Annotated in this window: 7 protein-coding genes; 6 read left to right on the forward strand and 1 reads right to left on the reverse strand. The window is 43.8% G+C overall.

Annotation, left to right across the window (positions count from 1 at the left end; translation table 11 throughout):
- Positions 1 to 46 precede the first annotated feature (46 nt).
- Positions 47 to 2,875: an excinuclease ABC subunit UvrA gene (gene uvrA / locus ACQZ43_RS13750; RefSeq protein ID WP_430613259.1), complete on the forward strand. Its 2,829-nt coding sequence runs from the start codon at positions 47 to 49 to the stop codon at positions 2,873 to 2,875.
- Positions 2,876 to 2,891: 16 nt separating this feature from the next.
- Complete coding sequence (locus ACQZ43_RS13755) at positions 2,892 to 3,614, forward strand: TIGR00730 family Rossman fold protein (RefSeq protein WP_430613260.1); 723 nt, start codon at positions 2,892 to 2,894, stop codon at positions 3,612 to 3,614.
- 179 nt (positions 3,615 to 3,793) lie between these two features.
- Here the strand turns inward: ACQZ43_RS13755 and ACQZ43_RS13760 are convergent, their stop codons facing one another.
- Entirely contained in the window at positions 3,794 to 5,719 is a 1,926-nt protein-coding gene (locus ACQZ43_RS13760; RefSeq protein ID WP_430613261.1) for an LTA synthase family protein, read from the reverse strand.
- 426 nt (positions 5,720 to 6,145) lie between these two features.
- On the opposite strand from ACQZ43_RS13760, the gene ACQZ43_RS13765 reads away from it, so the two are divergent.
- From ACQZ43_RS13765 to ACQZ43_RS13780, 4 genes are all read left to right on the forward strand, one after another.
- Positions 6,146 to 7,924 carry an AMP-dependent synthetase/ligase gene (locus ACQZ43_RS13765; RefSeq protein WP_430613262.1) on the forward strand — a complete coding sequence of 593 codons (1,779 nt, stop codon included), beginning with the start codon at positions 6,146 to 6,148 and terminating at the stop codon, positions 7,922 to 7,924.
- 173 nt (positions 7,925 to 8,097) lie between these two features.
- Entirely contained in the window at positions 8,098 to 8,541 is a 444-nt protein-coding gene (locus tag ACQZ43_RS13770; protein ID WP_430615685.1) for a MarR family winged helix-turn-helix transcriptional regulator, read from the forward strand.
- 95 nt (positions 8,542 to 8,636) lie between these two features.
- The gene (locus ACQZ43_RS13775; RefSeq protein WP_430613263.1) at positions 8,637 to 11,027 is read left to right on the forward strand and encodes a 3-hydroxyacyl-CoA dehydrogenase NAD-binding domain-containing protein; all 2,391 of its coding nucleotides are present in this window, start codon (positions 8,637 to 8,639) and stop codon (positions 11,025 to 11,027) included.
- 57 nt (positions 11,028 to 11,084) lie between these two features.
- On the forward strand, positions 11,085 to 12,266 hold the full coding sequence (locus tag ACQZ43_RS13780) for an acetyl-CoA C-acyltransferase (RefSeq protein ID WP_430613264.1): 1,182 nt from the start codon (positions 11,085 to 11,087) through the stop codon (positions 12,264 to 12,266).
- Positions 12,267 to 12,355 lie beyond the last annotated feature (89 nt).

Here is a 12,355-nt window from a genome sequence, read left to right on the forward strand (position 1 = left end):
GTTGCAAAACGTATAAAAATGTATCTTTGTGTTTTGCCATTGATATATGCTAGATACAGAAGACACGATTGAAGTTTTAGGAGCTCGAGTGCACAACTTAAAAAATATAGACGTCCGTATTCCTAGAGAGCGTTTGGTCGTAATTACGGGACTTTCGGGTTCGGGTAAGTCTTCCTTGGCTTTTGATACGATTTACGCAGAGGGACAACGCCGCTATATAGAAACCTTTTCGGCCTATGCCCGTCAATTTCTTGGCGGACTAGAACGACCGGACGTCGATAAAATTGACGGTCTGTCGCCCGTTATTGCCATTGAACAAAAAACCACCAATAAAAGCCCGCGTTCGACCGTGGGTACCATAACGGAGATTTACGATTTCCTGCGCCTTTTATACGCTCGGGCCGCAGATGCCTATAGCTATAATACCGGAGAAAAAATGGTCAGTTATTCCGACGAGCAAATCATCGATTTAATCACCGCGGATTTTGAAGGAAAAAAAATATCGATACTCGCGCCCATCATCCGCTCGAGAAAAGGCCACTACCGAGAATTGTTCGAGCAGATTTCCAAACAGGGATTTTTAAAGGTTCGCGTCGATGGTACGGTCAAAGATATTGAACCGGGAATGAAACTCGATCGCTATAAGAATCACGATATAGAAACCGTAATCGATCGCTTGCAGATTGAAAATACCGAAGCCAACCAACAACGCTTGGTGGAAAGCCTGAAAACCGCAATGTATCACGGCGAGGACACCATTATTATCTTGGAACAAGAAAGCCAGGCGATTCGCTATTTTAGCCGTCATTTAATGTGCCCTTCAACCGGTATATCGTATTCCAATCCCGAACCCAACAACTTTTCGTTCAACTCCCCCAAAGGAGCTTGTCCCACTTGTAATGGTTTGGGGAGCATACACGAAATCAACCTAAAAAAAATTATCCCAGCACCGGAACTGTCCATTCGAAATGGCGGCTTGGCTCCGTTGGGAATTTATAAAAACACCTGGATGTTTAAGCAATTGGAAATCATTGCTCAAAAATTCGAATTCAGTTTGTCCGATCCGATGTCTAAAATACCGGAAGCGGCGTTAGACATGATACTCAACGGCGGAAAGGAGAGTTTTTCGGTACTGTCTAAAACGGCGGGAATTACCAAGAACTACAAAATTGACTTTGAGGGAATCTCCAATTTCATCAAAAACCAGCACGACGAAAGCCCAACGGCTTCGATCAAGCGCTGGGCAAAGGAATACATGGACGAGATCAATTGTCCGAGCTGTGAGGGAACGCGACTTAAACAGGAGGCTCTATACTTTAAGATTGACGAAAAAAACATCGGAGAATTGGTGCAGATGGATATCGATCAGTTGAGCGCTTGGTTTGGGCAAGTCGAAAAGCACTTAAGCAAGAAGCAATTGCAAATCGGAAGTGAAATCATCAAGGAAATCAGCACCCGTTTGTCCTTTTTAATGGACGTGGGCCTGAATTACCTGATGCTCAACCGCAGCTCCAAGACCCTATCCGGTGGCGAGGCACAGCGCATTCGCTTGGCTACGCAGATCGGATCTCAGTTGGTGGGTGTGTTATACATACTGGACGAGCCGAGTATTGGGCTGCATCAACGCGACAATGAAAAATTGATTCACTCTTTGGAGCAGCTCCGCGATATCGGCAATTCGGTCTTGGTGGTAGAACACGACAAGGACATGATATTAAAAGCGGATTACGTGATTGATATCGGGCCTAAGGCCGGAAAGAATGGCGGACAAATCATCAGTGCGGGAACGCCTAAAGAACTGTTGCTCGAAGACACCTTGACCGCCTCCTACCTCAACGGTAAATTGGCCATTAGCATACCGGAAACGCGCAGAGCGGGTAACGGTCATGCCTTAAAGTTAAACGGCGCTACGGGCAATAATTTAAAAAACGCCTCTATTTCGATTCCCTTGGGTACGTTGACCTGCGTAACGGGTGTATCGGGTTCGGGTAAATCGACCCTGATCAATGAAACCCTATACCCCATTTTAAACGCCCATTTTTTTAATGGCGTTAAAAAACCGCAACCGTATAAAAGCATCGAGGGATTAGAGCACTTAGACAAGGTGATCGCCATCGATCAAAGTCCTATCGGACGTACACCGCGTTCGAATCCCGCAACCTATACCGAAGTGTTTTCGGAAATTCGAAATTTGTTTTCACAAACGCCGGAAGCGGCTATACGCGGTTACAAACCCGGACGTTTTAGCTTTAATGTCAAAGGCGGTCGCTGCGATACCTGCGAAGGTTCTGGGGTGCGCACTATAGAAATGAGTTTTCTACCCGACGTATATGTAGAATGCGAAAGCTGTCAGGGCAAGCGCTTTAACCGCGAAACCTTAGAGGTGCGCTATAAGGGAAAATCCATCTCGGACATCCTTAACATGATGGTCGATGAGGCGGTGGATTTTTTTGAGAATATCCCCAAAATACACCGCAAGCTCAAAACCATACAAGATGTCGGACTGGGCTATATCACCTTGGGCCAACAAAGCACTACCCTGTCGGGCGGTGAAGCTCAACGGATAAAGCTCGCCACAGAATTGTCTAAAAAAGATACGGGTAATACCTTTTATATCCTTGATGAACCGACCACAGGTCTACATTTTGAAGATATTAGAGTATTGATGGAGGTCATTGACAAATTAGTGGACAAGGGCAACACCGTTTTGATTATCGAACACAACCTCGATGTAATCAAGCTTTCCGACTACATCATAGACATCGGTTATGAAGGCGGTAGTAAAGGTGGCAAAGTTGTTGCTACAGGTACACCGGAAGAATTGATAAAAGATAAAAAAAGCTATACCGCTCAATTCTTAAAAAAAGAATTTTAAGCCTAAAAAAGAGACTATGAAAGTAGAATTTGAAAACGAAGAAGAAAAGATTACCCATACGTTAAAACAAAAAAACTGGAACGAGATCAAGAGCAACGACTCTTGGGCGATTTTTAAAATCATGTCGGAGTTTGTCAATGGATATGAAAAGATGGGCCGCATAGGTCCTTGTGTATCCATTTTCGGATCGGCGCGAACCAAGCCCGAAGACAAATACTACTTACTGGCAGAGAAGATTGCCTATAAGATAAGTAAGGCGGGCTACGGTGTGATAACCGGAGGTGGACCAGGCATTATGGAAGCCGGTAATAAAGGTGCTCATCTGGGCGGCGGAATTTCCGTAGGTCTCAATATCGAATTGCCTTTTGAGCAGCATTTTAATCCGTATATCGATGTGGATAAAAACCTGCAATTCGACTATTTCTTTGTGCGTAAGGTCATGTTTGTAAAATACTCCCAAGGATTTGTCGTGATGCCGGGCGGATTCGGAACACTCGACGAGTTGTTTGAAGCCATCACGCTGATTCAAACCAAAAAGATAGGCAAATTCCCAATTATTTTAGTGGGAACTGAATTTTGGGGCGGTTTGTTTGAATGGATCAAATCGGTGATGTTGGAAAAATACAGCAACATCCACGCGGAAGACCTCAACTTAATCAAGATCGTCGACGATGCCGATGAGGTAGTCCTAGCCTTGGACAACTTCTATAAGAAGTACAATTTAAGTCCGAATTTCTAAAACTTCAAAAGCCCTTCGGGGCTTTTTTTTGTGCTTAAAAATTCGAACAACGCGGATAATACAAAGGGTATTAACGTGCCTTTTCCTTTGATAAGCCTCAGCGCTTTCCGGTTTCGCCTAGTAAAAAACCGCCTAGAGCTCTTGGCTTTAGGCGGTTTTTTATTGATATTCCACAGCGGTTATCGGTCCAATTTGCGATCGATAATCCGTTCGAAATAATCTTGTATAAACGCTTTACACGCTTTTTCCAAAGATTCCATTTCGGCGTTTTTATTCCCGATTAAATTGCGCTCCAATCCCTTGTCGTTTATATCGTAAAAACCGGTGGCGCGATGGCCGTCAAAGGTACAGATGTAGTTGCCCCTTTGGAAATTGTATTGGTTGGCGAGGTAATTAACGGTAAAGGGTTCCACTTGATCGTCTCCGACCAAACTCCTTCCCCAACTTCTAAAAGGCTTGTTGTAACCGATTAAATCCAACACAGTCGGGTAAATGTCAATCTGCTGCGCCAAGTCCGTTCTCTTGCCTTGTAAACGCCCGTCTGGAGTGTAAATCAATATCGGTACCGCACTTCTATTGATGACCTTGGTGTATTCTTTATATTCTATTTGATTGGTGTGATCGGCCGTAATAATAAAAATGGTATTGTCAAACCAGGGCTCCTTGCGCGCGGCTTCAAAGAATTTTTTAAACGAATAGTCGGTATATCCTATGGTTTGATGAATCGGTTGTGTTCCCTTGGGGAATTTCCCTTTATACTTCTCTGGTACACTATACGGCTCGTGAGAAGACACTGTAAAAATGGTGCTGAAAAACGGTTGTTTCTTTTGATCAAGGGTTTGTTTGACAAACTGAAAGAATGGCTCGTCCCAGATTCCCCACACTCCATCAAACTCGTCGTCGTTGTTAAACTCCGTACGACCGTAATAGTGATCGTAGCCCAGAATATTGGCAAACCCCAAGAATCCCATCGATCCGTTGGCAGCACCGTGAAAAAAAGAAGTATCGTATCCCTCACTCTTTAAAGTGGAAACTAGGGATTCTATTTTTTGCTTGGGATAAGGCGATGAGGTAAAGGCGTCTTTAAAGGAGGGAATACCCGCAATTACCGACGAAACACCGTGTATGGATTTACTACCGTTGGCAAAGGCATTGGTAAAGTACAAACTGTGTTGTGCCAAGGAGTCTATAAAGGGTGCATAGCCCACGTAATTGGAAATGTTCATATCCTCATTAAACGATTGGATATACTCTCTGGAAAAGCTTTCGGTGATAAACAGCACCACATTGGGTTTGGATGGGTTGTTATGGGTATAGTGTTTTTGAGCACTGAGGTTTTTGCTAACCTCTTCCGCACTGAGCAAATCCACCTTGACAAAACTGGTTTTGCCAAAAGTTCGAATCAGCGAAAAAGGCGTGTTTAAAATCAAATCGGCATGTTCGGGTTTCTGTACATAGCGGTTGGCGTCGATCATGTTTAACGGACGCGTACTCTTTTGCAAGTCGCCTCGAATACCGGCGAGCATCCCCACTCCTACCACGAGGAAAATCACTACAGAAGCGCCGAAATACGTCGGTTTGTGAAACGGAACCTTAGCCGGTGTTAGCTTGACCAATTTATACAGATATACCCATAGGGCCGCCGTAATTAGAAACAGGGCAAACACGTGCCAGTAATGCACTAAAAACTTGGAGAACAACACCCCTTTGTTGGATTCGTGTTCCAAGGTAGCCGTAACGGCCATGGTCGTTCTGGAAAAGATAAACTTATAATAGATAAAGTCGATAAAATTGGTGGCATAAGCAAGGAGGTTAAACACAAAATAGATGTAAAACAACACTTTTTGAAAGCCTTTTCTCGCATTGATCCACAGCGGTAAAATCGACAGCAGTATAAAGAGCGCATTGACGTAAAAAATCGCTGTACGATCAAAGGTAAGTCCGTGATATGCCAAGGTAAAAAACTCCCATACCGAAGAGACATTGAGCAATTCTGAATTGTAGGCAAAGAACAAGACTCTGGCAATGAAATAGAAGAAAAAAGCCAAAAAGACCCTGTAGCCCAAAACCAGCAACTCCTTGATTCTAAAATTAACGCTATTCATACACTTATTTTTATTAGGAATACAAAGGTAGGGAAAACTTGTTTAGATCGACACAAAAAAACGTTTAAGTCTATCCCAATCAGGAGCTTCCAAACCGCATTTTAAGCAGGTATTCAAGACGGATTAACGCGAGTAAATCGCCGTTGTAAACTTCAAAACAGCTCGGAAAATCAGTAAAAAAGGCTGCAAACAACCAACAACAGGCCTAAATAAGGCAAAATACCCCTGCTTCCCTTAGGCAATTAGCAAATTTTAGTCTATATTAGCCTAGTGCTTAAGCTCCCCCCTAAAGCCACTCTTTAAATAGAATCAGCGAGCTGTGATTTATCCTTAAATCCACTGGCTAAAAACCACAAAACTTTAACGCAAAAAAGGAGTAGATAAATTGATTTTTTTTCACTACTTTGCATTTAAAATTAGAAAATCATGACACAACCTACGAGACTTTTTGATATTCCCTATTTACAATTAAAACAGCACAAATTAGAGGATGCGTTTGTCACCAAGACCAACGGCAAGTGGGTAAAGACCTCAACAGAGGAATACATTTCCAAAGCCAATAGCATTTCTAGAGCTTTGTTGCGAATAGGTATAGAAAAAGATACTAAGATCGCTGTCATCTCTTCCAACAACCGAACGGATTGGAGTATATTGGATATCGGTGTGTTGCAAATAGGTGCTCAAAACGTCCCTATTTACCCGACCATTGCCCCTGAAGACTACCACTTTATACTTTCGCATTCCGAGGCGGAATACTGTTTTGTATCCGATCAGGAAATATACGACAAGCTCATCCAGGTCAAACACGACCTTCCCCTTTTAAAGGAGATCTATTCCTTTGATGAGATTGCGGGTTGCAAAAACTGGAAAGAATTGTTTGAGCTCGGTAGTGATACCTCCAACCAAGCAGAGGTTGAACAACGCATGGCAAGTATTCAAGCCGACGATTTGGCCACTTTGATATACACGTCCGGAACTACGGGCAGACCCAAAGGGGTGATGCTTTCGCACGAAAACATACTCGCCAACGTCATCGGAAGTTCGGAACGCGTTCCCTTTACCTATACCGATAATTTTAGAGCGTTGAGCTTTTTGCCCATCTGCCACGTATTCGAGCGTATGATTATCTATCTCTACCAATACTACAGCGTTTCGATTTATTACGCCGAGTCTATAGAAAAGATGACGGAAAACCTCAAAGAGGTCAAACCACAAGTAATGACCGTGGTTCCGCGTTTGCTAGAAAAGGTATACGACAAAATTTTTGCCACGGGTAGCCAGTTGACCGGCATCAAAAAGCGCCTCTTCTTCTGGGCTATGGACTTGGGCTTTGCCTATGAACCCTATCAGAAAAACGGTTGGTGGTACGAATTTAAACTCGGCATAGCCAAAAAGCTAATTTTCTCCAAATGGCAAGATGCCTTAGGTGGAGAATTGGAATTGTTGGTTTCGGGTAGTGCCGCCCTACAATCGCGTTTAACAAGAATCTTTACGGCGGCAGGAATTCCCGTAATGGAAGGTTATGGATTAACCGAAACCTCACCGGTTATCGCTGTAAACGACATGAGAAACCGCGGCTTTAAAATCGGTACCGTTGGAAAACCGCTGAGCAATGTCGAAGTGAAAATCGCCGAAGACGGCGAAATTATCTGTAAGGGTCCCAATGTGATGCTCGGATACTACAAGGATCCCGAAAAAACACAGGAAGAGATGAAAGACGGCTATTTCCACACTGGAGATATCGGTATTATAGACGAAGACGGTTTCCTCCAAATCACCGACCGCAAAAAAGAAATGTTTAAAACTTCGGGCGGTAAATACGTGGCACCACAAATGATTGAAAACATCATGAAGCAGTCGCGATTTATCGAACAAATCATGGTGATTGGAGAAGGCGAAAAAATGCCTGCTGCACTGATTCAGCCGAGTTTTGATTTTATCAAAGAATGGGCCAGCCGCAAAAAATTAAACATTGGTCAAACCCAAGAGGAAATCAGTACCAATGCCGACGTCATTGACAGAATTGGAAAAGAAGTCGACAAATTCAACCTTCAATTTGGTAAATGGGAACAAGTCAAGCGCTTTGAGTTGACTCCCGATGTGTGGTCTATAGACAACAACCAATTGACTCCAACACTCAAATTGAGAAGAAAAATCATCATACAGATGTACCAAAAATTATACGACAAAATCTATAGAGAATAGCCTAACAACCTCCTTTATAGGCTTTTTTAAAAAAAATATCAAAAATAGTATGCGCGCATACTATTTTTTTTTTATATTTGGTAAACCCATTTCTATATATGCGCTGTAAAGTCTTACGACTTTCAAAAGATATTGACGAAGTGACAGCGGTTACTATAGACTTGAATTTATATATGAAAGACAAAACGATAGATTATATCCTAAGAGCTACTTGGCAAGCGGTAGCGCGAATGTACAATGACGAAGCGGGTAAATACGATGCCACCATGGCCATAGCCTTTGCACTGCTGAGCATTGATCGCGAAAAGGGCACTGCCTCTACAGCCTTGGGACCCAATATGGGAATGGAGGCCACCAGCCTCACGCGAACCCTAAAGAACATGGAAGAGAAAAAGCTTATCGTACGTCAAAAGAATCCCCATGACGGACGTGGAGTCATTATAAAACTCACCCCTTTGGGTTTAGAAAAGAGAGAATTGTCTAAAAAAGGGGTATTGCAGTTCAACGAGGCCATTAGAGAACACATAGGTGCGGAGAAAATACAGACCTTTATAGAAGTCGCGGAATCGATTACCGAATTGGTCAATCAAAAAGCCATTTTTAATCCCGAGGATTAAAACCTTAACATTAAATAACATAGCCAATACTTCTAATTGATATTTAATGGTTAATTTTATAAGAGAAGTTACAAACCAAAAAGAAATAGTATAACATGAAAAGACTAATTAAGAAAATAGCAGTAATAGGATCTGGGATTATGGGATCCGGGATTGCTTGTCATTTTGCCAATATTGGTGTCGAAGTTTTGCTTTTAGACATCGTCCCTCGCGAACTGACACCCGACGAGGAAAAAAAGGGCTTGACTTTGCAGGACCCCAGTGTTAGAAATAGAAATGTAAATATGCACTTGAGCACGGCCTTAAAATCCAAACCATCGCCTATTTACGACCTTTCCTTTGCCAGCCGAATCACCACTGGAAATACAGAAGACGATTTACCAAAAATTAAAGATGTCGATTGGATTATAGAAGTGGTAGTTGAACGCCTGGATATCAAAAAATCGGTATTTGAACAAATAGAAAAATATCGCACCCCCGGCACGCTAATCACCTCGAATACTTCGGGTATACCCATTCACTTTATGAGTGAAGGTCGCAGTGAGGACTTCCAACGTCACTTCTGCGGAACCCACTTTTTCAACCCCGCGCGTTACCTCAAATTATTTGAAATTATACCAGGTCCCAAAACCGATACCGCTGTGTTAGATTTTCTAAACAACTACGGTCAGCAGTATTTGGGTAAAACCGCAGTAATCGCCAAAGACACCCCTGCCTTTATCGGAAATAGAATTGGAATCTTTGGTATTATGAGTCTGTTTCACCTGGTTCAAGAATTGAAATTAACCATTGAAGATGTGGATAAATTGACCGGTCCGGTTATCGGTCGTCCAAAATCGGCTACTTTCCGTACGGTAGACGTGGTGGGCTTAGACACCCTAGTACACGTGGCCAATGGTTTATATGAAAATTGTCCAGAAGACGAGGCACACGAACTGTTTAAGTTGCCCGCATTTATACAAACCATGATGGAGCGCCAATGGTTGGGCAGTAAAACCCAGCAGGGCTTCTATAAGAAAGTCGATAAAACCATATTGGGATTGGATCTCAATACCCTAGAATACAGAGAGGCTAAAAAGACTTCTTTCCCAACACTTGAACTAACCAAAACCATCGATCGTCCAATTGATCGCTTTAAGGTCTTGGTACAAGGAAAAGATATCGCTGGTGAATTTTACCGCAAGAGTTTTTCCGATATGTTTTCCTATGTATCCAATCGCATACCGGAGATCACCGACGATTTGTACAAAATCGACGATGCGATGAAAGCGGGATTTGGCTGGGAAAACGGTCCCTTTGAAATTTGGGACGCCATAGGTGTAGAACAGGCTATCGCGTTAATACAGACGGAAAACAAAACGGTTGCTCCATGGGTACAAACCATGCTAGAGGCCGGAATCAAAACCTTTTATACCGTTAAGGAAGGCGCTACTTACTATTACGACATTCCTTCAAAAACCTACAAAAAAATACCGGGGCAAGATGCTTTTGTCATCTTAAACAACCTCAGAGATACCAAAAAAGTATGGGGCAATAAAGATGCGTCCCTGATCGACTTAGGCGATGGCATTGTCAATTTGGAGTTCCACTCCAAGATGAATACCATAGGCGGCGGCGTTATTTCGGGCATACACAAGGCCATAGACTTGGCAGAACGCGACTTCCAAGGATTAGTCGTTGGAAATCAAGGAGCCAATTTCTCGGCGGGAGCCAATCTGGCCATGATATTTATGATGGCAGCAGAGCAAGACTACGACGAGCTAAACGTCGCGATCAAAACCTTCCAAGACACCATGATGCGGGTGCGCTATTCGGGTATTCCCGTAATCGCTGCACCACATGGCATGACGCTCGGAGGTGGATGTGAATTGAGTTTGCATTCCGACAAGGTTGTCGCAGCGGCGGAAACCTATATCGGATTGGTTGAATTTGGTGTTGGATTGATTCCCGGCGGTGGCGGATGTAAGGAAATGGCACTAAGAGCTGCTGATACTTTTAGAAAAAACGACGTCGAACTCAACGTATTGCAAGAATACTTTATGAGTGTGGCCATGGCCAAGGTTTCGACCTCGGCTTATGAAGCCTACGAACTGGGAATTCTTCAAAAGGGAAAGGACATCGTGGTAGTCAACAAAGACCGTCAGTTAGCCGAAGCCAAAAAACAAGCCTTAATTTTGGCACAGGCGGGCTATACCCAACCGATTAAGCGAAGAGATGTCAAAGTACTGGGCAAGCAAGCTTTGGGTATGTTTTTGGTGGGAACCGACAGCATGCAAGCAGGGCATTATATTTCGGAACACGACAAGAAAATCGCCAATAAACTGGCCTATGTGATGGCAGGAGGAGATTTGTCCGAAGCGACCTTGGTAACGGAACAGTATTTATTAGATCTGGAAAGAGAAGCTTTCTTATCGCTTTGTGGCGAACGCAAAACCTTAGAGCGCATTCAATTTATGTTAACCAAAGGAAAACCCCTACGCAATTAGCACGCGACTTTTAATACACGTTAAAATGTCCAAGCAAATCACTAAAACCGAATAAAGATGAAAACAGCATATATAGTAAAAGCCTACCGTACGGCAATAGGAAAAGCTCCAAGAGGTGTCTTTCGCTTTAAAAGACCCGATGAATTGGCCGCAGAGACCATCGAATTTTTGATGCAGTCCCTACCGGACTTCGACCGTACGCGCATAGACGACGTCATGGTCGGCAATGCAATGCCCGAAGCCGAACAAGGCTTAAACATGGGTCGCCTGATATCCCTGATGGGATTGAAGATAGACGATGTACCCGGCGTCACCGTCAACAGATATTGTGCCTCTGGTATAGAGACCATCGGTATGGCTACGGCAAAGATACAAGCCGGTATGGCCGATTGTATCATCGCCGGTGGTGCGGAAAGCATGAGTTATATCCCCATGGGCGGTTACAAACCCACTCCGGACTATCAAGTGGCCAAAGACGGCAACGAAAGTTATTATTGGGGAATGGGGCTTACTGCAGAAGCGGTAGCCAAGCAATTTAACGTCAGCAGAGAAGACCAGGATGAATTTGCTTTCCACTCGCACCAAAAAGCATTAAAAGCACAGGCAGAAGGAAAATTTGACCAACAGATCGTTCCGATTACGATCGATCAAGTATACGTGGGAGAAAACGGCAAAAAAGCCCAAAAATCCTATACGGTAACCAAGGACGAAGGCCCACGCGCTGGGACGTCCATAGAGGCCCTTTCCAAACTCAGACCAGTATTTGCCGCTGACGGAAGTGTTACTGCCGGAAACTCCTCTCAAATGAGCGATGGAGCGGCATTTGTACTGATTATGTCAGAAGCCATGGTCAAAGAATTAAATTTGGAGCCGATTGCGCGCATGGTCAATTATGCCGCAGCAGGTGTAGAGCCGCGTATCATGGGAATCGGACCGGTCAAAGCAATTCCAAAAGCCTTAAAACAAGCGGGACTTCAATTAAAGGATATCGACTTGATCGAACTCAATGAAGCTTTTGCTTCGCAATCCTTGGCCGTCATCAGAGAATTGGGCATCAATCCCGATATCGTCAACGTCAACGGTGGGGCTATTGCCTTGGGTCACCCACTGGGTTGTACCGGTGCCAAACTGTCTGTTCAGCTCTTTGACGAGATGAAGAGACGCGGACAAAAATACGGTATGGTCACCATGTGTGTGGGAACGGGACAAGGAGCTGCGGGAATTTACGAATTGCTATAAGCACAAGAACCGATTAAAACCGCTATACGCGTCAAAACACCAACCAACGATGATGGAGTTGGCAGAGCTACGCGCATGGCGCCTGTACG

Source organism: Flavobacterium sp. JP2137 (assembly GCF_050562195.1).
Lineage (GTDB): Bacteria > Bacteroidota > Bacteroidia > Flavobacteriales > Flavobacteriaceae > Flavobacterium.

What these genes read in the sequence shown, in the direction of transcription:
- ACQZ43_RS13755 (WP_430613260.1), top strand. Translation starts at nt 2,892, where the DNA reads ATGAAAGTAGAATTTGAAAACGAAGAAGAAAAGATTACCCATACGTTA.
- ACQZ43_RS13770 (WP_430615685.1), top strand. Translation starts at nt 8,098, where the DNA reads ATGAAAGACAAAACGATAGATTATATCCTAAGAGCTACTTGGCAAGCG.
- ACQZ43_RS13765 (WP_430613262.1), top strand. Translation starts at nt 6,146, where the DNA reads ATGACACAACCTACGAGACTTTTTGATATTCCCTATTTACAATTAAAA.
- ACQZ43_RS13775 (WP_430613263.1), top strand. Translation starts at nt 8,637, where the DNA reads ATGAAAAGACTAATTAAGAAAATAGCAGTAATAGGATCTGGGATTATG.
- uvrA (WP_430613259.1), top strand. Translation starts at nt 47, where the DNA reads ATGCTAGATACAGAAGACACGATTGAAGTTTTAGGAGCTCGAGTGCAC.
- ACQZ43_RS13760 (WP_430613261.1), bottom strand. Translation starts at nt 5,719, where the DNA reads ATGAATAGCGTTAATTTTAGAATCAAGGAGTTGCTGGTTTTGGGCTAC.
- ACQZ43_RS13780 (WP_430613264.1), top strand. Translation starts at nt 11,085, where the DNA reads ATGAAAACAGCATATATAGTAAAAGCCTACCGTACGGCAATAGGAAAA.